20 protein-coding genes and 1 riboswitch are annotated in these 21,026 nt (G+C 60.7%); of the genes, 5 read left to right on the forward strand and 15 right to left on the reverse strand.

The window, feature by feature from the left end; translation table 11 throughout:
• Positions 1-152: 152 nt before the first annotated feature.
• From R2R70_RS12010 to R2R70_RS12030, 5 genes are all read right to left on the reverse strand, one after another.
• Complete coding sequence (locus tag R2R70_RS12010; protein WP_410978105.1) at positions 153-863, reverse strand: urea amidolyase associated protein UAAP2; 711 nt, start codon at positions 861-863, stop codon at positions 153-155.
• Between the two features lie 84 nt (positions 864-947).
• Positions 948-1,706, reverse strand: a complete 759-nt coding sequence (locus tag R2R70_RS12015) for an urea amidolyase associated protein UAAP1 (RefSeq protein WP_410978106.1) — start codon at positions 1,704-1,706, stop codon at positions 948-950.
• Complete coding sequence (locus R2R70_RS12020; protein ID WP_410978107.1) at positions 1,690-2,571, reverse strand: ABC transporter ATP-binding protein; 882 nt, start codon at positions 2,569-2,571, stop codon at positions 1,690-1,692. Before R2R70_RS12020 ends, R2R70_RS12015 begins: the two co-directional genes overlap by 17 nt.
• Positions 2,568-3,392, reverse strand: coding sequence for an ABC transporter permease (locus R2R70_RS12025; protein ID WP_043332237.1), 825 nt, complete (start codon positions 3,390-3,392; stop codon positions 2,568-2,570). Before R2R70_RS12025 ends, R2R70_RS12020 begins: the two co-directional genes overlap by 4 nt.
• Before the next feature lie 108 nt (positions 3,393-3,500).
• Positions 3,501-4,649 carry a putative urea ABC transporter substrate-binding protein gene (locus tag R2R70_RS12030; protein ID WP_410978108.1) on the reverse strand — a complete coding sequence of 383 codons (1,149 nt, stop codon included), beginning with the start codon at positions 4,647-4,649 and terminating at the stop codon, positions 3,501-3,503.
• A gap of 53 nt (positions 4,650-4,702) precedes the next feature.
• Positions 4,703-4,811, reverse strand: a riboswitch (guanidine-I (ykkC/yxkD leader).
• A 267-nt stretch (positions 4,812-5,078) separates the two neighbouring features.
• Here R2R70_RS12030 and R2R70_RS12035 point away from each other — a divergent pair.
• The 3 genes from R2R70_RS12035 (at position 5,079) to R2R70_RS12045 (ending at position 8,376) form a co-directional block, all read left to right on the forward strand.
• Positions 5,079-6,143, forward strand: coding sequence for a DUF262 domain-containing protein (locus R2R70_RS12035; RefSeq protein ID WP_410978109.1), 1,065 nt, complete (start codon positions 5,079-5,081; stop codon positions 6,141-6,143).
• A complete protein-coding gene (locus R2R70_RS12040; RefSeq protein WP_410978110.1) occupies positions 6,124-6,810 on the forward strand; it encodes an MAE_28990/MAE_18760 family HEPN-like nuclease in 687 nt (228 codons plus the stop codon). Before R2R70_RS12035 ends, R2R70_RS12040 begins: the two co-directional genes overlap by 20 nt.
• A 327-nt stretch (positions 6,811-7,137) precedes the next feature.
• Entirely contained in the window at positions 7,138-8,376 is a 1,239-nt protein-coding gene (locus R2R70_RS12045; protein ID WP_410978111.1) for a pyridoxal phosphate-dependent aminotransferase, read from the forward strand.
• A 78-nt stretch (positions 8,377-8,454) separates the two neighbouring features.
• Here the strand turns inward: R2R70_RS12045 and R2R70_RS12050 are convergent, their stop codons facing one another.
• Together R2R70_RS12050 and R2R70_RS12055 are read right to left on the reverse strand one after the other, a co-directional pair.
• Entirely contained in the window at positions 8,455-8,868 is a 414-nt protein-coding gene (locus R2R70_RS12050) for a DUF6691 family protein (protein WP_410978112.1), read from the reverse strand.
• Positions 8,865-9,323, reverse strand: a complete 459-nt coding sequence (locus R2R70_RS12055; protein WP_410978113.1) for a YeeE/YedE family protein — start codon at positions 9,321-9,323, stop codon at positions 8,865-8,867. The genes R2R70_RS12050 and R2R70_RS12055 overlap by 4 nt, the downstream gene beginning before the upstream one ends.
• Positions 9,324-9,462: 139 nt before the next feature.
• Between R2R70_RS12055 and R2R70_RS12060 the strand changes: the two genes are divergently transcribed.
• Entirely contained in the window at positions 9,463-10,374 is a 912-nt protein-coding gene (locus R2R70_RS12060) for a LysR family transcriptional regulator (protein ID WP_410978114.1), read from the forward strand.
• Positions 10,375-10,516: 142 nt separating this feature from the next.
• Here R2R70_RS12060 and R2R70_RS12065 read toward each other — a convergent pair whose 3' ends face one another.
• From R2R70_RS12065 to R2R70_RS12100, 8 genes are all read right to left on the reverse strand, one after another.
• Positions 10,517-11,266: an oxidoreductase gene (locus R2R70_RS12065; RefSeq protein ID WP_410978115.1), complete on the reverse strand. Its 750-nt coding sequence runs from the start codon at positions 11,264-11,266 to the stop codon at positions 10,517-10,519.
• A 263-nt stretch (positions 11,267-11,529) separates the two neighbouring features.
• Positions 11,530-12,318 (reverse strand): CmcJ/NvfI family oxidoreductase, encoded by a 789-nt coding sequence (locus tag R2R70_RS12070; protein ID WP_410978116.1) that lies wholly within the window; start codon positions 12,316-12,318, stop codon positions 11,530-11,532.
• A 184-nt stretch (positions 12,319-12,502) separates the two neighbouring features.
• Positions 12,503-12,823, reverse strand: coding sequence for a DMT family transporter (locus R2R70_RS12075; protein WP_043332225.1), 321 nt, complete (start codon positions 12,821-12,823; stop codon positions 12,503-12,505).
• Positions 12,824-12,837: 14 nt separating this feature from the next.
• Positions 12,838-13,278: a DMT family transporter gene (locus tag R2R70_RS12080; protein ID WP_410978117.1), complete on the reverse strand. Its 441-nt coding sequence runs from the start codon at positions 13,276-13,278 to the stop codon at positions 12,838-12,840.
• A gap of 166 nt (positions 13,279-13,444) precedes the next feature.
• Positions 13,445-14,854, reverse strand: a complete 1,410-nt coding sequence (locus R2R70_RS12085) for an NAD(P)-binding domain-containing protein (RefSeq protein WP_410978118.1) — start codon at positions 14,852-14,854, stop codon at positions 13,445-13,447.
• A gap of 175 nt (positions 14,855-15,029) precedes the next feature.
• Positions 15,030-15,899 (reverse strand): PAS domain-containing protein, encoded by an 870-nt coding sequence (locus tag R2R70_RS12090; protein WP_410978119.1) that lies wholly within the window; start codon positions 15,897-15,899, stop codon positions 15,030-15,032.
• Positions 15,896-16,849: a response regulator gene (locus R2R70_RS12095; protein ID WP_410978120.1), complete on the reverse strand. Its 954-nt coding sequence runs from the start codon at positions 16,847-16,849 to the stop codon at positions 15,896-15,898. The genes R2R70_RS12090 and R2R70_RS12095 overlap by 4 nt, the downstream gene beginning before the upstream one ends.
• The gene (locus tag R2R70_RS12100) at positions 16,846-18,120 is read right to left on the reverse strand and encodes a sensor histidine kinase (RefSeq protein WP_410978121.1); all 1,275 of its coding nucleotides are present in this window, start codon (positions 18,118-18,120) and stop codon (positions 16,846-16,848) included. Before R2R70_RS12100 ends, R2R70_RS12095 begins: the two co-directional genes overlap by 4 nt.
• A 290-nt stretch (positions 18,121-18,410) precedes the next feature.
• On the opposite strand from R2R70_RS12100, the gene R2R70_RS12105 reads away from it, so the two are divergent.
• Positions 18,411-20,816, forward strand: coding sequence for a DUF1989 domain-containing protein (locus tag R2R70_RS12105; RefSeq protein ID WP_410978122.1), 2,406 nt, complete (start codon positions 18,411-18,413; stop codon positions 20,814-20,816).
• Positions 20,817-21,026 lie beyond the last annotated feature (210 nt).

The following is a 21,026-nucleotide window of genomic DNA, read 5'->3' on the forward strand; positions in this document are numbered from 1 at the left end:
GGTCGTCCCGCCTTCAAACTGTGAGCTGCCGGTCGTCCGGTAGCCGGGCAGAGCCTTGAAGGCTGACGAGTGATGCAAGAGAGATGACATCGTCAGGTGGGGCTCGGCCTATCTTGTCGTGTGCTTGTGCGACGGCGGCTCAGCTCGGCCGATCAGCCCAAGGGCGAGTCGCTGATGCGGATGGCGACCGGTGTCGGGTCGTAGCCATTGCAGGGGTTGTTGAGCTGCGGGCAGTTGGAGAGCAGCACGTAGACGTCACGCTCGGCGACCATCTCGACGTACTTGCCCGGGCCGGACAGGCCGTCCTCGAAGCTCAGGCCCCCATCGGCGGTGACCGGCACGTTCATGAAGAAGTTGATGTTGTGGCCGATGTCGCGCTTGGTCAGGTCGTACTTCGGGTAGCGGGCGATGGCCAGCATCCAGTTGTCACGACAGGAGTGCATATGGCGCTTCTCCAGGTCGTAACGCACGGTGTTGGACTCGCTGGAGCAGGCACCGCCCAGGGTGTCATGCCGGCCGCAGGTATCGCCGGTGATGGTCAGCAGCGCACGGCCACGGGTGGAATAGAGCACCGTGCCGGTGGTCAGGTAGACCTTGCCCTGCTCGCGCACGGTGTCCATCGCACTGTAACGCTCGGCGGTGTCGTCGGCTGAGAAGAACAGGGTGTCGGCGGCCTGATTGCCGTGCAGGTCGGTGATGCGCAGGTGCTGGCCGGCGCGGACCAGGCCGATGAAGTGATCGCCGGCCTCGATGGTGCGCTCAAGCTCGCGCGGCTGCTGTGCGGGGTCGGCGTAGCTCAGCGGGCCACCGTCCGTCGTGGTCGGGGTGTGGGCATGTGGCTGTTCAAGTGTCGAGGTGCACATGGGGATGTCCTTTGTCCTTGTCATCTGGGGCGTCGTTTGCCACTAGCCAGTCGGCGTGGCGTCCGTCTGCTGTCGGGGGACGCCTCAGCCCGCCAGGTGATAGAGCTGGTTGTTGGCGTAGGCGCGGGCATTCTCGGGGCGCGACAGATAGCAGGCATCTTGCTCATCCATCGGCGTCGCGGTGCCGAAGGTCATGTCCACGCCGCGCAGCGGGTAGTCCTCGGCGGGGTCCAGCGGATGCGGACAGGTGTGCAGCATGACGAGGGTGTCCATCTCGAAGCGCAGGGTGACGCTGTCGCCGGCGGCGCAGTGGTCCGCGACGTAGTGCAGGTTGGCGTCTTCATCGGCGCGCACGCGGGAGAACAGGTTGAGGTTGGCGCACAGGTCGCGCTCGCCCAGACCGTACTTGGCCATCTCGATCAGCAGGCTGTCGTGGCCGCTGGGCGTGAAGTCGTTAAAGGCTTGCTGATAGGCCTTCTTGTGCCAGCCCTTGGCGGCGAAGTGATGCTCCATCAGGTTGCCGCTGGCGCTGTCATGCCAGCCGAGGTCGTCCTGGATGATGGAGACGAAGATACGGCCCATGTCGGAATACAGGCAGTGGCCTTCGGTGAGGCGGAAGGTGTGCTGACCCTTGAGGGTATCCGGCAGATTGAGGCGCTCAAGCGTATCCAGCGGGTTGTACATCACCAGGCCGACATTGGCGTTGGCCTCGCTCGCGGTCAGCTTGAGCGCGCTGCCACGCGGCATGCGCATCGACCAGTGATGGCCGCCGGGCAGATGGGTCTGATACTTGGCGGTGAAGCTGGCGCGGGCGGCGGTTGCGGCATCAAGCGGTATGTTCATTGAATTGGCCTCCGGTGAGAGTGGATTGGGAAACGGAGTGGGCTGGTGTCGTCAGCGCTTCGTGCTCGGACGTCGGTTGGCCAGAGCTCGTTTGGACAGAGCCCTGCTGGCCAGAGCCCGGCTGCGGGGACGACGCCTTGGTCTTGCTGCGCTCGGTGGGCAGGTCATAGGTGATGGTCGAGCCATAGGCCTGCGGGGCCTGCGCATCGACACGCACCTTGTCGAACACCCAGACGCGCGAGCCCAGCTCGAAGGCTTCCTTGAGATCGTGGGTGATCATGAAGATGGTCAGCTGCTGTTCTTCCCACAGGCGCAGGATCAGCTGGTGCATGTCCTTGCGAATGCCCGGGTCCAGCGCGCCGAAGGGCTCATCCAGCAGTAGGATGCGCGGCTTCATCATCAGCGCCTGGGCGATGGCGAGGCGTTGCTGCATGCCGCCGGACAGCTCATGCGGATACTTGTCCAGCGCGTGGGACAGGCCGACTTCTTCCAGGCGCGCTTCGGCGGCGACTCGCGCTTCACGGCGCTTGGCCCCGAACAGCTTGCCGGTCAGCGGGGCACGTGCCAGCTCCTCGGCCATGATCACGTTGCCCAGCACGGTGAGGTGCGGGAAGACGGAATACTTCTGGAAGACGATGCCGCGGTCCGGGCCCGGCTCACCGGGGATGGGCTTGCCATCGAGCAGCAGCTCACCGCGCGAGACGCCCTCGGTGCCCAGCAGCAGCTTGAGGAAGGTGGTCTTGCCGCAACCGGAGGCGCCGACCAGGGTGATGAATTCTCCGGCCTCGACGGTCAGGTTCATGCGTTCCAGCACGACCTGCTGGCCGTAGTGCTTCTCGAGGCCCTTGGCGTGGATCAGGCTCATGATTGGCTCTCCTCAGCGTGGTACCAGGGGAAGGCGCGGGTCGAGACAAGCACCAGCAGGCGGTCGAGCAGGAAGGCCAGCAGCGTGATCCAGGCCACGTAGGGCAGGATGACGTCCATCGCCAGATAGCGACGCACCAGGAAGATGCGGTAGCCGAGGCCATCCTGGGCGGCAATGGCTTCCGCGGCGATCAGGAACAACCAGGCGCTGCCGAGTGCCAGGCGCGTGGCGCTCAGAAGGCGCGGGGTCAGCTGGGGCAGCAGTACGCGGGTCAGCACCTGCCAGGAGCTGGCGCCCAGCGTCTGGGCCTTGATCAGCTGCTCATCGGGCAGGCGCAGGGCCTGATTCTGCAGGTCGCGAATCAGGAAGGGCGTGATGCCGATGACGATCAGCGCGATCTTGGCCAGCTCGCCGGTACCGAAGGCGATGAACAGGATCGGAAGAATCGCCATCGGCGGAATCAGGGACAGCACGGTGATCAGCGGTGACAGCTTGGCGCGCAGCAGCGGCAGGCCACCGGTGAGCAGGCCGACGGTCAGGCCGATCAGCGCACTGATCAGCACGCCGGCCAGCAGGCGTTCGAGGCTGGCGAAGGTGTCGGTCCACAGCGGCAGGTCGCCGGTGCGCACGTTGACCTCGGTGGCCAGTCGCGAGAACGACTCGCCCATGGCGGCGAAGGACGGCAGCAGGCGGTCATTCGGGTTGTCGAGCAGTCGCTGGTTGGACTGCACGATGTAGAGGATGGCCAGCAGCGCGAAGGGCAGGCCACCGAGCAGCCAGCGGCCACCACGGGAGGGTGTCAGATTGATCAGGCGTTTCATGCGCGGGCTCCACGGGTGCGAACGAGGGTGCGGTCGAGGGAGGCGGTCGGTTCACGTTCCGCGAGGCAGGCTGCCCCGCGGAGCGTGTGCGGCATCCACCGCGTGGCGTTACTGGCTGTCGGCCAGTGCGGCGGTGTAGCTCGGGTCGAAGCGCAACATCACGTTGCCTTCATTGCCGATGACGCCGGCGGGGGTCTCGATACCGATGAAGCCCGCATCCGGGGCGCCTTCGCCCAACAGGCCCTGCGCGAAGCTGAAGTCGGCGATGTGCTGCATGGTGTCCTTTAGGCTCGGCGCATTGAAGGCGGCCACGGCCTCGGCGGGGGTGTAGTACATGTGGGTCGCGGCTAGCTGGGACTGATAACCAGCGAGGTCGGTGCCGGCGGCATCGGCCATCTGGGAGAGGGCGGCTTCGTCACCGGCCTTCATCTTCTCCATCACCTCATACCAGGCACCGACCAGCGCGTGGCCGAAGTCCGGGTTGTCCTTCAGCGTCTGGGTATTGACGACCATCAGGTCGAGAATCTCGCCGGGGATGTCGCTGGAATTGAAGACTTCGGTGTAGCCGGGCATCTCCTTGAGCGTGGCCAGCTGCGGGTTCCAGGTCACCACTGCCTGGGTGTCGGTGTTGCTGGCCAGCGCCACGATGTCGGCATCGCCGGTATTAGTGGTGGTCAGGTCGCGCTCGCTCATGCCGACGCTGTCCAGCGCGCGTGCCAGCAGGTAGTGGGAGACACTGAACTGAACCAGATTGACCTCGCGGTCCTTCAGGGACTCGATGGAATCGCCATCGCGGACCATCACGCCGTCGTTGCCATCGGAGTAGTCGCCCAGAATCAGCGCGGTGGAATCGACGCTGCTGGCGGCGGGGAGGGTGAGGGCGTCCATGTTGGTCATGGCGCAGCCATCGACATTGCCGGAGGTGTACTGATTGATGGACTCGACGTAATCGTTGACCTGCACCACATCGATATTGATGTCGTACTTCTTGGCCCACTTGTCGACGATGCCCTGGGTGTCCGCGTATTCCCACGGCATCCAGCCGGCATACACCGACCAGCACACGCTGAAGGAATCCTGCGCCATGGCCTGCGGGCTCAGTGATGCGCCAAGCAGCAGGGCGCCGGCCAGCGCAGCACGTCTGGAAGCGTTTCGGGAAACGGTAGATGAAGCAGATGAGACAGCAGCGGATGACACCTGGGCGCTGGCATCCGAGGGGGAAGTCGCGGACTGGGAAAGGCGAGTGAGCTGGGTCATTGTCGTTATCTCCGGCGGAAAAAGTGAGAGGCGCCGACCTTTACAGGCTTTGCGTCTCCCGGGCTTTTGTCCCGCCGTGTAACCCCCAGCTTGGAGGTCGAGTGCTCTCGGACCAGTCGTGACGGCTATCAGCCAGTCACCGGAACCCTAGCGCTCCATTGGTGTAGATTTTCGATTGTTGTATGCCTATCGGTGCCTCGCTGAGTATCTAGCAGAAAGCGTGCCTAATTTTAAAAAATTTACATTTTTCAGTTTCTTATGGGGGATGCTTCCAAGGAGGGAGGGATGAAAAGTTGTCTCGGTGCACCAAATGAACGTTTTCTAGGAATGGGTGCACTGATGTGGTGTGGGGTGCTTTTTTAACAGGAATCAATTAAGATATAAGATGTTATAGAGTTATTGTTCTATGTATAAGTATTGAGGTTTTATATGAAGTTTATGGATTTGCAAGCGCAGCTGGAAGACAATAGAAGATCTGTTGCGTTTGATAGTTATGATATATCGGTGCGACAGCTATATGATATGACGCTTGAGGGGATGATCGATATCGCTCCTGACTATCAAAGGCACTTTGTCTGGGATGAGGCTAGGCAGTCTGAGTTAATAGAATCATTGTTTCTCGGTATTCCAGTCCCGACCTTATATATGGCAACTAATCGAGATTCAAGCTGGGAGGTGATTGATGGCCTTCAGAGATTGACCACAATAATTAACTATGTGGGTAGTTTGGATGTTATCAAGGAAGTTAATGCTAAGGGGAGTAAGTTAAAAATTTCTTCATTGGAAAAGCTTAGCTCTCTGAATGGTACTCGTTATGAGGATCTTCCAAAATCACTGCAGGTTATGTTCCAGACTAGACCTATCCGAGTTACTGTCTTGAATGATAGGAGTGATAATAGTGTTCGGTATGACTTGTTTGAGAGATTGAATACAGGTGGTGTAAACTTGCACCCGCAAGAAATAAGAAATTGTGTCTATACAGGGGAGTTTAACGATTTTATAAAAGAACTTTCAATGAATGATAGTTTTAGAAAAGTTGTTAAGGTTACAAAGAGCTCTGCAAATAAAGGGGTTTATGAAGAGCTGGTCCTTAAGTTCTTTTGTTATTATGAGCAGCGAGATAAGTTTGTGCATAATGTTAAAGAGTTTCTTAACGACTATATGGAATCGAAGACAAAGTCCTTTAAGAACAAAGTGCGTTTGCGCAATATTTTCGAGCAGACTTTTAACGAGCTTGAGCGTTCACTGCCAAACGGAATTGTCAGGGGGAACCGACTAAACGTGACGCCAATGGTATTATTTGAAGCAATAGCAATCGGTACTGCCGATGTTATTGATAATGATATTGCGGTTAGGCAAGGTGTTATCCAAGATCTCTTAGATAATGAAGCATTAAAAAAGCTAACTTCTGGTGCTACTAATAGTCGAAAAAGATTGCATGATAGAATTAATTTTGTAAAGGATGCTATCGAGCATGACTTTAGAAACAACTAGAACACTTTCTACTGAGAGATTCAACGAAGTTAGAATTTTTTTGGGATATTTAATTGAACAGGAGCCTAATGAGCCTGCAACACCTGATAGTCCAGAGTTTAAGATACAAAAAGGTCTTTTCTATGTGCAGTTATATAGTGCACTTGAGAAAACTATAAATGATGCGGTTGAAAAGGCACTTCTCTATATTGCCGAAAAGTCTATACTAGCATCGCATTACTCTGAAAGTTTTTATGCAGTTGTTCTTAAGGATAAGCTAAAGAGTTTTAAGGATTCTGGGTATAAAAAGTTTTTTGATGGTGCAGTTAGTATTTTCGCTGAAACTAGATCACAAAATACTGTGAGAATTGATGAGACTATTTTTGCAAATAGTCTTCAAAATGTTTGGGCCAAAAGCATAAAGACTATTTTTATAGTATTTGGCAAGCATGATTTTCAACTTGATAGAAGTTCAGAATTGGCTATTGACGAAGTGGTCAATAAGCGTAATGCCGTTGCTCATGGTAGAGAAAGTGCTCTTACGGTTGGGGAGAGTCACACGGTCGCTACATTACAGAACAGATATAACACAATTAGGCAAGTGTGTATAAGTGTGATCGATGAGTTGGAGGATTTTTGTTCTAGTCAGGTGTACATTAAGCCAGAGGCTAGAAGTAATTATGAATAATTTTTTTGGCGAAATTTATACGAATAAAGATTCCTCTGTTTTCGCAGTCACCCGTAATTTACTGGCTTAAAATGGAGCGACGCTGCCTTAGGATTTTGGGCCAGCTTCTGCCGAGAAGCATCAGCGCCTTGATAATGAGGCCAGAGGGTTGCCCTTGCCGCGGCGCATGGTTGCGCGATCCGGCGCGTCGTTTCGTTGTGCCTCTCACCAAAGTCTTATACGTTGGTGGTGCTTTATTAGCACATACAAAAACAACGGCTTGCTCCCGATTGCCCGTGTGGCTTCACACGAGGGGGAAGGGCAGCAGCGACAGACAGAGGACACACGATGACAGACGTAGTCGAGAAGGATCTGCAGGAGTCTTCTGTGGTTCAGGCGGTTGAGAAGGGCTCTCCATCATCGCGTTCGCGTCGTGGTTTCCTGGGCATGAGTGGGGCGGCAATTGCCGGGGCGGCGTTGGGTCAGTTCCTGCCGGGTATCCCCAGTGCCTTGGCCAAGGAGACGGCGCCTGCGGCGGAGGTGCTCAAGCCTTCCGCCAAGTCACCGGTGCGACTCAACTACAACGAGAACGCGCTTGGCATGGCACCGTCTGCACAGCGCGCCGCAGCGGCATCCATCCCGCATTCCAATCGTTATCCCTTCGCCCATCTGGGTAAATTACAGTCCCTGGTGGCGACTCACCACAAGGTGCCGAGCGAGAGCATTCTGTTCACGCCGGGCTCCTCGGACGCGATCCGTGCCAGTGTGCTGGCCCATGCGACTCCCGATACCCAGCTGGTGATTCCCGAGCTGACTTATGGCGATGGTGCCCTGTATGCCGGTTTCTATGACCTTGCCATTCGCAAGGTGCCGTCCTCGCGCGAGGACTGGTCATTCAAGATTTCCGACATGAAGCAGGCCGTGGCCGACCACTCCGGCCCCTCCATCGTCTATCTGGTGAACCCCAACAACCCGACCTCGACCATCATTTCCAGTGATGAACTGGAGGCCTGGGTCAATGACAGCCGCGACGACACGCTGTTCATCATCGATGAAGCCTACGCCGAATTCGTCAATGACCCTGCCTTCCGCTCCGCCGATCATCTGATTGCTGGTGGTGCCAAGAATGTCCTGCTGCTGAAGACCTTCTCCAAGATTCACGCCATGGCAGGCCTGCGTGTCGGCTACGCCGTCGGCGATGTCGATCGTCTCGAGCACGTCTCCCACTATGTCGAAGACGATGCCATGACGCTGTCATACCCTGGCGTGATGGCGGCGACTGCCTCCATGCAGTCACCGGAGTTTCTGGTCCACAGCAAACAGAGCAACGATGAAGCGCGCGCCATCTTCACGGCGACGCTCGACGAGCTGGGCTGGGAGTATCTGCCGGGGCAGACCAACTTCGTCTTCCACCGTATCTCCAGGCCGCTGATGGAATTCCAGGCGGCGATGAAGGAACGCCACGTGCTGATCGGGCGTGCCTTCCCGCCGGCGGATGGCTGGTGTCGAATGTCACTCGGCACACCGGAGGAGATGCACTACGTCGCCGCCGTGCTGCGCGAAATGAAGGCCAAGGGCGTCGTCTAGTCGTGACGGACTCCCTTGTAGGAAGATGAAACGCCCACCATTTGGCGGGCGTTTGCGTTTCAAGGCGGGATTGTCAGATCAGCTATTGCGTGTCAGACGAGTGGCCAGCCACCAGCCCAGCAGCATCGTCACCAGAAAGCCCGCCAATGGCAGACTCATGGCGCTGCTGGAGACGATGGCAGGCCCGGGGCAGTAACCGCTCAGCCCCCAACCGATACCGAACAGCGTCGCGCCGAGCAGCAGGCGGCCATCGATATCGCGACGCGTGGGCAGCTGAAAGCGCTCGCCCAGCAGGGGAGTGCCACGCCGCCAGACGAGTCGATAGCCGAGGAAGGTGGTGATGACGGCACCACCCAGCACGAAGATCAGCGTGGGGTCCCAGTCTCCGGCCACGTCGAGAAAGCCGACCACGCGCGCGGGGTCGGTCATGCCGCTGAGTGTCAGCCCGAGGCTGAAGACCAGCCCGGTGAGAAAGCCGATGACCTTTTTCATGGTGACTCCCCCAGCAGATGTTGGCTCACGAACACCGTCAGTATGGCCACAGCCACGAACACCACCGTGGCCACCAGCGAGCGAGGTGAGAGACGAGCGATACCGCAGACACCATGACCACTGGTACAGCCGCCGCCAATGCCTGTTCCGATACCCACCAGCAGACCGGCGAACATCATGCTCAGCACCCCGCTGGTGGGATTGCCGATCAGCGCATCCGTGCTTGCGGCCACATTGCCCCAGTCGAGATTGAGCAGCAAAAGCAGCAGCGGGCCGCTGATCAACCCGAGCACGAAGGCGAGACGCCAGCGGCGGTCCGGGCCTGATTCCAGCAGCGCGCCGCGCGTGATGCCACTGATACCGGCGATACGTCCCAGAAAGGCCATCAGCATCACTGCCGAAAGACCGATCAAAACGCCACCGGCGAGTCCTTTCATGCTGCTTATCATGTCCATGTCGTTCATCCTCGTGTCGCGATCATCCTGCGGTGCGTCGATGATATGCTCGTGGCTGGCGAGCGCCAACCGGCTGTCTGGCCGCTTGGCTGTACGACAAGGACGCCGACCTTTCGATGGAGGGCACCGCAGGAGCACCATGAACGAACTGACCCAACGCCTGCGCACCTTTCTCAAGGTGGCGGAGCATCAGAGCTTCAATGTGGCGGCGCGAGAGCTGGATATCGCCAGTTCCACGGCGACGCGTCACGTCAATCATCTGGAGCGCCAGCTGGGCGAGCCGCTGCTAGTGCGCACCACGCGCCATGTACGGCTGTCGCCGGCCGGCGAGCGCGCCCTGATCCGCTTTCGCGCCATTCTGGCCGAGGTGGACCAACTGGAGGATGAGCTGGAAACGCTGAGTGAGCGGGTCGCGGGGCCGCTGCGCATCTCGGTGCCGTGGCGCTATTCACGCCTCTATCTGGCACCGCTGGTGAGCGAGTTCATCCAGTGCTATCCCGAGGTGGCGCTGGATATCGTCAGCAGCGACCAGCGGGTGGACCTGGTCGAGGACCACTTCGACGTGGCCCTGCGCATCGGCCATCTGGAAGATTCGAGCCTGATCGCGCGGCATATCAGTGATCAGCGCTTCGTTCTGGCTGCCGCGCCGTCCTACCTCGCCGCCCAGCCACCTATCCATCAGCCACAGGACCTGGAGCAGCACCGTCTGCTGACCTTCAGCTATACCACCGCCAATCATCACTGGCGGCTGGTGCAAGGCGATCGAGAGCATCGCATCTCGGTGCGCGCCCGAGCGCTGCGCACCAACAACGCCGACATTCTCACCCAGGCGGCACTGGGGGGCGCCGGTGTGGTGGTGCAGCCGCTCTGGGCCATACGGGAAGAGCTGGCAAGTGGCCGCCTGCTGCCGGTGCTGGAGGACTTTCAGGTCACTTCATCGGATTTCGACACCGGCATCCACGTCGTCTTCGCGCGCGAGAATCAGCACAACCCGCGCGTACGTGCCTGGGTCGACTTCCTGCTCGCCCGCCGCGAGCGGCTGTCCTGCTGACATGCCCTGTGAACGACACACAGGAAAACATGAAGGGCCCGGTCTCGAGAGATCGGGCCCTTCGTGTTTTCAGGCTGCGCGCTGGGTACTTACCAAGCGGCACCTACCAAGCGGCGCCTGGCCACTGCTGCTCAGGCAGCCATCAGTAGAGGATATCGCTGCGGATGATGTACTTGGCACCGTCGCGGATCGGCTCGCCGGCATGCACGCAGTGCTGCGGATGCGAGCCATGCGGGAAGCACAGTACGCCACCCTTGGGCGTGGAGACCGAGACCTTCTGGATGTCATCCTGCGACTGGGCCGGCTTGCCGGGGTCGCGACGGCTGACCAGAAACTCGGTGCGCCCGCCGGTATAACCATCGCTCAGGAAGATGAGGAAGGTGTACTGGCTCATCAGGCCCGGATAGGCGTCCTGGACGATCTCGCCATTGATGACACGACTGCCCGGCCAGGCACCATCGGTATGCGGCTTGAAGAAGTCGCCGGCCTCGTAGCGATAGATGCGAAAGCGCGCATTGATGCCCTTGGCGCCTTCGCCCTGGATCTGCTCGGTCACCAGCTGCGCCGAGCGCTGCCAGATGACCTGATCGACCGCTTCACTGACGACCCAGTTGACGTTGTGGTTGTGGCGTACCGAACGCGGCAGGGAGACGGGCGCATCTTCCTCGAAGCCCATTTCCTCCAGGGCGGCGACGAAGTTGTCGCACTCGGCGGGTGTCAGCACATTGAGCAGCTGGAAGGCACCCGGGACACCCTCGACTTCCTGACGGACCACCTCTGGCGCCGCGTCGGCCTCGAAGAGATCAGACACGTCGCCGTTGTCGGTCCAGATGGGCAGGGGCGTGGGAGAGAAGCCGCGTTCGTGGCGGACGACATGGAAAGACAAGCTCATGGCAAAGCTCCTGAATGACGAAGAATGTGTGACGAGAATCTGGTGGCCGCCAAGCGGTGGCCGCCAGGCCTGCAAGGAGGGAGGCCTGGACGACGGTCATCTGGCGGCGAGTGCCGATAAGCTCGCGAGAGGGGCGAGAGAGGGGCAGCTACCCGGATGGGCCAGGTGTCTGCCATCTCGACCACGGCGCTCAGCCGCCACCAACCAGTCATTTTCAACCAGCCGCCACCGACCAGCCGTTATCAACCAACGGCCGTGACACCTCAGTCGGGATAGCGGACCAATACCCGCGTCTCGAGACTGGTGCGTGTCGGCGCATCGTCGGGCGTATCGAGCAGCTCGGCCGCGGTATGCGCGACCGGCGGCTTGCCGGCGCTGTCGAAGGCATTGAAGACGATGGCTTCGTCGGGGCGCATCTGTGAGGCGAAGTACCAGCGGTGAGCCGGATTGTGCACGAGGCCCTGGATCTGGCCGCAGCGGTCCGGATAGAGGATGTCGATGTTGACCCAGTCCTCGTGTTGCACGCTCTGGGTATCGGCGAAGGCCAGCGGGTCACGTGCGACGGCCTGCTCGACCGGCTGCCAGACATTGACGATGCCGTAGTGGCCGCTCAGCCACTGCTCCACCTTCTCGGGCGGGAGCAGATCGCGCACGCGCTGCGGGCCAGAGCGCGGCGAGTAGTCGACATGCACATGCTGCGCCGGCACGCGCTCACCCTCGAAGCCGCGCAGGGTGTGGTCGAACACCTGCACCTCACTGACGCCGAGCTGCTGCTTGAGCAATGCCTCGATGGCCGGTGTGTGCAGGCGATCGCGCACCTTGGCATCGCGCACATCGACGGCAAGCTCGGGTGTGTCGAGAAACAGCAACCCCTGGCAGGCGAAGCTGGGCGGTGTGGCGCGCAGGTCCTGCAACCTGACACCGCGGCGGTCATGCTCCGGCTCGATGCGGCGACCGGTCTCGCCGTTCGGGTCCACCTTGATCTGCAGGCCTTCCGGGCAGTCGAGCTGATAATTGACGAACGCCATGCGGGTAGGGACGGGCGCTGACATGAACGAGACCTCCTTCACGATGGGTTGTCAGAGGATGCCGCAGGGACAGGCACTCAGGCGGGTGCCTGCGGTGCCGAGTCCGGGAGGCTGGTTCACGAGGCTAGTGCACTGGCGCGGGCAGAAAAAGGCGCCGGTCGGCAATTGGTTATTGCACATATAGCAATAATTAACCGCCGACCGGCGCTTAATGCCCGCCGGACAGGTGCAGACCGGCGATGGACAGCACGATGACGCCGATGCAGGCCATGCGGCGAAACGAGAAGTGCTCGCGCCAGAACAGCACGCCGATGATGGCGCTGACCACGGTCCCGATGCCGGAGAACACGGCATAGGCGATGCCCAGACTAATGGTGTCCATGGCCAGATACAGCAGGCTCAAGGAGGAGCTGAAGCCCAGCGCGACCAGCAACACGCCCATGCGGCGGTGCTGATTGGCGTACTGGTTGAAACCGGTGACGCCGACGACTTCACAGCAGCCGGCGGCGATCAGATAGACCCAATCCATGGCGTCACTCCTGGTCATTCACTGAGGGTGGTCTGCGGTGTGGCACTCGCGCGAGGCTGCTTGTCGCCAGGTGCGCTGGGGGCCGTCTTGAGCACGATGATGCCGATCAGCATCAGTACCACGAAGCCCAGCGTGGACCACTGGAATTCGAGATCGAAGAACAGCAGGTCAGCCACCACCGTCCCCACCGTGCCCAGGCCGACGAAGATGGCGTAGGTGGTGCTGGCGGGCAGTGTCTTGGCGATCTGGGTGACCAGACTCAGGCTGATGATGACCAGCAGCACCGTCAGTGCCCATTCAAGCGGACTGTCGGCGACTTTCAGGCCCGTGGCCCAGCCGATTTCGCATAGGGTCGAGATCAGGAAGTAGAGCGTGATGCGCATGGTGATCGGGTGTCCTTGTGGGGTGTCGGGGTAATGCGGCGTTTCATCACCTGTGAGAGACCTGCGTGCCATCAATATCCAACATCAGTCTATATGAGTTTTTGTTGATGTTTTGATGCAGGAAAAGGCGGAGGGAAGCCCTCCGCCTGTTGTCCCTCCACCTGCTGCCTGGCAAGTCGTTGGCGCAGCCTTGTTTGGCCAGAGCCCTTGTGAAAAAAGGCCCAGGTGACCAGGAGCGTCAGGAGGCCAGCGGCGTGGTCGTCGCCTGAGCGGTTGCCTCTGAGTCGGATGGCGTCGCGGCCTCGGCAGGCTGGGCCAGATAGGCTTCCAGCGAGTCATCCATCGCCTCAAGCCACGGTGTGTGATGCTTGGGTGCCAGAGTGCCGGTCATCAAGGAGCGGTAGCCGTGATCGCGGAAGGTCATGATGTTCTCGTGCTTGTGATGCTCCCATTCCAGGAAGGTGCGATTAACGCCATCGATATCGAAGCTCGGGTAGTCGGTCTCCTCGATCAGCGATTTCACGTAATCGCCCTGGAAGAGAATCATGTCCTCATCACTTTCCAGCGTTTCCTCGCGGGCCCGCCCCGCCAGACTGTCTGCACGCATCGCGTCCATTGATGGCAGGGGCAGGGTGCCGAGAATCGCATCACGCACCCACCAGGCCTGGGCATCGAACATGTTGAAGGTGTACCACTGGTCCTGCATGCCGAGATAGAACAGGCGCGGATTCTCTTCCCACACCACCCCCTTGTAGAGCCCCAGCGGCCACATGCGGTTCTGGGTCTTGAGGCGCAGCGACTCCTCGAGGAACGGGAAGTGATGCAGATAGCCGGTGCACAGGATGATGGCATCGACGCGCTTGTGGCTGCCGTCACTGAAATAGGCGGTATCGCGATCAACCTTCACCAGCAGCGGCTTCTCTTCCCAGTTGTCCGGCCATTTGAAGCCCATCGGGGCGGTGCGGTAACTGGTGGTGATGCTGCGCGCACCATACTTGTAGCACTGTGAGCCGATGTCCTCGGCAGAATAACTGCTGCCGAGCAACAACAGGTCCTTGCCCTTGAATTCCAGTGCATCACGGAAGTCATGGGCATGCAGAATGCGGCCATTGAAGCTCGAGAAACCGGGGAATTCCGGCACATTGGGTGTCGAGAAATGCCCGGAGGCCACGATGACGTGATCGAATCTTTCGCTGGTCACCAGATCGAGTGCCTGGTCATGCACGCTGACCGTGAATTGCTGGCTGGCATCATCGAAGGTGACCTGGCGTACCGGGCAACCGAAGCGGATGTACTTGCGAACGCCGGCCTTCTCGACGCGTCCCTTGATGTAGTCGAACAGCACCGCACGCGGCGGATAGGAGGCGATAGGGCGCCCGAAATGTTCTTCAAAGGAGTAGTCGGCGAATTCGAGGCACTCTTTAGGGCCATTCGACCACAGGTAGCGATACATGCTGCCGTGGACCGGCTCGCCGTGGGCATCCAATCCGGTACGCCAGCTGTAATTCCACAGACCGCCCCAGTCATCCTGCTTTTCGTAACAGACAATCTCGGGAATCTCGATGCCCTTGTCGGCAGCGGATTGAAAGGCACGCAATTGAGCCAGGCCACTGGGTCCTGCACCGATGATCGCGATACGTTGGGTCATGGATACCTTCCTGTTCTTGTTGTGTCTTCATGCGTTATCCGAGGCTTCAGGACGTGGTGACGTCGTGAAACACTGACAACGAAACAGGCTAGCGAGATGTGGTCCGGCTGCACATTGCTCGGAAAGGGTAGCCATAAAGAGGTACATCAGTTCATGTCTCAGTTCATGCCTCATTTCATGATTCAGTCGATGGCGGTACGCCTGGAATATCCGAGGTGTCGACGGCGAAGATGATGCCCTCTACCGCCAAGGGCGTGCCATCCGGTGAATAGATGCCATGGCCCTTTTCCTGCACCCGGATGACCTCGCCGTCGCGATGGCGAATGCGGTAGGCAAGGGTGAAGGGAGTGCGGGCCTCAAGGGCTGCCTGCACCTGATCCCACACGCGGTCGGCATCTTCGGGATGGATCATCTCGCCGTAGGTAAGGGAGGGATGATCGAGCAGTTGCTGGGGGCTGAGGCCGGTGATGGCCAGGCAGCCATCACTGATGTATTCCATCGACCAGTGGCGGTTGTTGCGTGCGCGATAGACCATCGCGGGCAGCCCCTTGATCAGCCGCGTCAGGCTGCGCAGGTTGGCGGCGTCGATCTGCTCCTGCTGCACGCGCTCGCTGATGTCATGCAGGGTGAGCGTGGCGGGCCAGGGCGAGGCCAGCGAGAGCGACTGGCTGCGCACTTCACACCAGCGATAGTGGTGGTCCGCCCCCATGATGCGCAATCGCCAGCAGTCAGGGCGTTCGCGGCGCGAAACGTGGTGGGCGAGCATGTCCCAGCGCGATTGATCCGCGGGGTGCAGGGCATCGCGCAGGCGCTGCGCTGCAGTGCCGGGCCCGTCCGCCCGAGTGGCGGTTGGCGTGTCTTCTCGTGCGTCGCCTGATTCGCGTCCGCTCAGGGCCTGCCAGCCGCGCGAGGCATACAGCAGGGTACTGTCGGCATCCACCACCAGCACGGCATCACTCAGCCCATCGAGAATCGCCTGTGCGTTGAAGGGCGAGGCGGTCGAGGCAATCGAGGCGGAGGCGAACTGTTCGAGAAAGCGCATCATCGCAGGCTCTCCTTTTTGGCCCGGGTCGTATCCGTTTCGGCGCCTGTCGCGTCCTCGGCGAGCGCTCGGCTGGCATCGCTCGCGGGCGTCAGCGGGTGAGCGTAGACCCAGGCGGCCAGCTCCAGTCGCGAATGCAGGTTCAGCTTGCGCAGCAGATTCTTGACGTAGACCTTCACCGTGCTGTCACTGATGCCCAGCTCGCGGGCAATCAGCTTGTTGCTGAGGCCGCGCCCGATCCATTTGAGGGTATCGCGTTCACGCTCGGTCAGGCCTTCGTACCATTCAGGTGCCGTGGGCCAGTCAGGTGTCGTGGGCCAGTCAGCTGTCGTGGGGCGGTCGAGTGCGGCGGCCCCGTCGAGCGTGGGGCCAGCAGGGGGATTCGCCACAGTTGGCGGCGCCTCAGTCTGCTCCCGCTCCTGCTCCTGTTTATGCTGCTGTTTATGCGTTTGTGCTTGCGAGTGTTGTTCGCGCTGGCGGTGGTCCTGCTGCAGACGCCGGGCGAGCAGCAGCAAGGTCTCTTCCTCCAGCCCCAGCTTGCCGTCGACCACGGCCTGCAGGCGCTCGAGAATGCGTTCGGGGTCGGTGTCCTTCATCAGGTAGCCATCCGCCCCTTGCTGGATGGCATCCAACAGGTGGCGGCTGTCATCGGAGGCGGTCAGCAGCACTACCTTGAGAGTGGCATCACGCTGCTTGAGATGGCGCATCAGGGTCAGGCCATCGAGTTGCGGCATCTGCCAGTCGACGATCACCAGCTCCGGGGCGAGGGTGGGCAGGGCGTCAAGCAGATCGGTGCCGTCATCGAAGTCGGCCACGACCTCGAACAGGCCACCTTCACTCAACAGCTCAGCCAGCCCACGCCGAAACAGCGGATGGTCGTCGACGAGCACGACTCGTGTCGGGGGTGTCGAGGGTGTCTGGTGTGTCGAGGGCATCTGGCGAGTCACGGTCATGTGTCGTGGCGCTCCCAGCTCAGTGTCACGCGGGTACCGCCATGGCGGGGTTGGGTGATGGCAAAGTCGGCCCCGAGCTGGCGCGCGCGATCCTGCATGATGCCCAGCCCGAAATGGGCGGGGGCGACGTCGGCAGGGTCAAAGCCGCAGCCGTTGTCCTCGATGGTCAGCAGCACCCGCTCCGCTGGCTGAGGCTCTGAAGACTGATAGAGCAATTGCAGGCGCAGGTGGGTGGCCCGGGCATGGCGCACGCTGTTGGTCATCGCTTCGCGCACGATGAACATCACCTGCAGAGCCTGGGTATCGGGGAGGTGCAGCGACTGGATGCGGTTGTCGAGCTCGAACACCAGGCCTGAGCGTGTCTCGAATTCCTCGATCAAGTTATCCAGTACACAGGCCAGCGGCGCGTCTCCCCAGGTGGCGTGCGCGCCGTTGATCAGTTCTCGGGTCTGGCGCAAGGCGCGCCGGGCCTGGGTATGCACGTCCTCGGCCAGTGCCTGCACCTCCTGTGGCGCATGACGAGCGGCGCGAGTCAGGCGTGCGCTCTGCATCTGCAGATAACTCAATTCCTGGGCGAGGGTGTCGTGCAGTTCCGCCGCCAGATGCCGGCGTTCGTTCTTCAGCGCCTGTGCTACCGCTGCCTTCCTGTCTTCAGCGTGACGCGCCTGTTGCTGCTGATGCAGTGCCAGGCCACGGCTCAGGGCGTCGATGACGGCGCTCGCCAGCCTCGATTCCAGGGCTGCGGCGGCCGGCTCTCCAAGCCACAACCAGTCATCTCCAGTCGCCTGTCTGTCAGTGGTGTGCGTGAGGGCGATCAACACCCCGTGGGGCTTGCCCGAGACAGCTAGCGGCTGGCGGCTGACGTGCGCGTCGTGAGCAATCTGGCTGACGGTCTCCTGCAGGGTCTGACGCGTCTTCGCTTGCAGGGCGAGGCCAGTCGGCGCGATCACCTCATGGCGTTGCTGATCGACCCCGCGATGCAGCACGCAGCTCTCGACAGGTCGTGAGCAAGCCTGAGTGCCGGCAACATGCTGGCTCAGTAAGTCCATCCACTCTCGCAGCAGCTCTCCCAGCAATGATGGCAGCGTCTCTGTGAGGTCAGCGCAGGTGGCGATGCGCAGGGTGATGGCGTCGAGCTTTGGCGTCTCGCGCCTCGTATCGCCGGGGGAGGAGTGCAGTGGCTCGTCGGCACGGCGGACATTAACCAGGGCGGCCGCCGTTCGTGCAGCAGGCACCTTGCCTTCCTTCCCTGCGCCGAGAATGACTTGCATGCGAGCTCCTCTCTCTACTTCCTGCTTCGGGGTTCTTTCTTCGGGCTTGCGATGTCGCGTCAGCAAGCTTGATGAGCAAGCTTCATGCCAGTGAACGGCTTACCCCTTCATGGGTACCTCTCTTGATGGATTGTCGCGATCTCCACTGTGAGTAAATTTAATTAACCATGAAGAACATGGTGCGTCGCAGAAGGGGATATGCACCATCCAGGCACATCGGGGAGCTGCTTCACCCCATCACGCGTGCAACGCCCAACCCACTTGCCATGACCACAAGAGGTATCACCACGATGGAGCTTGCAGTCGAGATACCCGCTGCCACGCCGTGCCAGCCGTATCGTTATCGAATACCCGGGCTGGATGCGCTGGCGCTTGAGCTGTCGCCGGGGGACAGCGTGCAGGTGTCATCCGTCGATGGTGCCCAGGCCTGCGAGTGGCTGTTATTGCCGCCAGGGGGCCGGGAGGGTCAGCACGGGGTGGCAGAAGCTGGAGGGGCAGAAGCTGGAGAGATTGCAGACACAGTCGATGGACTGACACTCGCGCGCTACGCCAGCATCACCTGTCTGGAAGAACATGCCTTTGCCAGCCAGCCACAAGGGGCAGAAGAGGGTAAGGCCGAGCAGGTGCGAAGCCCGTTCACCCAGCAGCGTCTGGCAGCGCTGGGAGTCGCGCAGGTGCCGCTGTCGCAGTGGCAGCGCTTGTCAGTGGCCGGGTTGCCGGCCGAGATTCGCTGGCCGCGTGAAGCGCCAGCCGCGCGCCTGATTCTGCTGGCCCCCGGTGATGACATGCAGCTCGATGGCAAGCAGCTGGCCACTGAGCTTGAGGTCTCGCACTTCTGCGAGGGGCTGGTGGGGCAGGAGCAGCTGCCAGCGCCCTTGGCGCCGATCAAGCAGGAGACGAGAGTCTCGGCGGGCACGGTCGAGGTCTATGAGGTCAAGCAGGGCGAGTGGATCCAGATCATCGATGTGGCGGGTCGCCAGTGCTCCGATTTCGTGGCCTTCGATGCCAATGCCTGGGCGCAGGGGGAAGAGCTGGGGCTGGACGCCGGCGCCACGCGCAGCCTGTCCGGTCATTGCATGCCCAATCCGGGGCTCTATTCGGTGTTCTTTGATCAGCATCTGCATCCGATGCTGGAAGTCGTGCAGGACACGGTGGGGCGCCATGACAGCTTCATGCTCGCCTGTTCGCCGCAGTATTACGAACACCACGGCTACTTCGGCCACGACAGCTGCACGATCAACTTCAACAACGCCCTGTCGGCGTCGCATGGCGTTCGGCAGCGTGCCAGCTGGCCGGCGATCAACTTCTTCTTCAATGCTTATGTAGAACCCTGCGGCACCCTGGCGGTGGATGAGCCCTGGTCGCGCCCCGGCGATTACGTACTGCTGCGCGCCGACCGTGACCTCATCTGCGCCTCATCGGCCTGTCCGGATGACATCGATGCCGCCAATGGCTGGGTGCCGACCGATATTCAGGTGCGCATCTACGCCGCTGAACATGATTTCCCCCGTGGGATCGCCTATCGCAATCGGCCCGAGGAATTGCCGCGCATGACACTGCCCACCGCCTTTCATCCCTGCACCTCCGCCTTGACCAAGCAGTTCATCGACTACCACGGCTACTGGCTGGCCACGCATTACGAAGGGTGGGGTGCGCGGGCCGAATATCTGGCCTGCCGCGAGCGTGTCGCGATAATGGATCTCTCGGCGCTGCGCAAGTTCGAGGTCGCCGGTCCCGATGCCGAACGCCTGCTGCAATACGCATTGACCCGCAATGTACGACGGCTCTCCATCGGCGAGGTGGTGTACTCGGCCATGTGTCAGGAAACCGGCGGAATGCTCGATGACGGCACCTTGTTCCGCATGGGCGAGCAGACCTTCCGCTGGATCTGCGGTGACCCGGCCAGCGGCCAGTGGCTCAGGGAGCTTGCCCAGCGCCAGGGATATCGCGTCACGGTGCGTGACTCTACTCATCAGCTGCACAACATCGCGCTGCAGGGGCCGAAGAGCCGCGAGGTGCTGGCGCCGCTGATCTGGAATGCGCGTACCCAGCCAGACGTTCAGGGGCTGGGCTGGTTCCGCTTCATGATCGGTCGTCTGTCGGGGCCGGATGGCATTCCGCTGATGGTGTCGCGTACCGGCTATACCGGCGAGCTCGGTTATGAAATCTGGTGTCATCCCAAGGACGCCCCGGCCGTGTGGGAGGCGATCTGGGCGGCGGGTGAGCCCCATGGCATCGCGCCGCTGGGATTGGATGCCCTCGACATGCTGAGAATCGAGGCGGGGCTGATTTTCGCCGGTCATGAATTCTGCCCGCAGACCTCCCCCTATGAAGCGGGTATCGGCTTCACCGTGCCGATGAAGAGCAAGGAGGATGATTTCGTCGGGCGGGCAGCGCTGCAACGCGAGGCGCCGGAATCACGGCATCGTGTGATGGGCCTGAAGATGCACAGCAGCGAGTTGGTCAGCCATGGCGATCTCGTCTACCACGGCCGCTATCCGGTGGGCGTGGTCACCAGTGCCACCCAGTCGCCGCTGCTTGATCGTTCCATCGCGATGTGCCGCCTGGCACCGGACTTCGCAAGCCCGGGAACCCAGCTTGAGATCGGCCAGCTGGATGGCCATCAGAAGCGCCTCGCCGCCGAGGTGGTGACATTGCCCTTCCATGACCCGGAGCGCCTCAAGGTGCGTAGCTGATCTCACTGCCAGGAGGGCAAGCATGAGAGGTGAGTCGCGAGCAATGACCTGCGTATATGCAGCGCCCTGCAAGTCATCTCGCGGTGCATGCCGTGGCCGGCATGCCTCAATAACGCCCATCCTCCTCGCAGGGAAGGCTTTATGGGCTTCATATCTGAAGAGGAGTCCTCGGTTTCAAGAATGATGCAGTAAAAACAACGAATTGTTGAG

Source organism: Cobetia sp. SIMBA_158, from assembly GCF_046566945.1.
GTDB lineage: Bacteria > Pseudomonadota > Gammaproteobacteria > Pseudomonadales > Halomonadaceae > Cobetia > Cobetia amphilecti.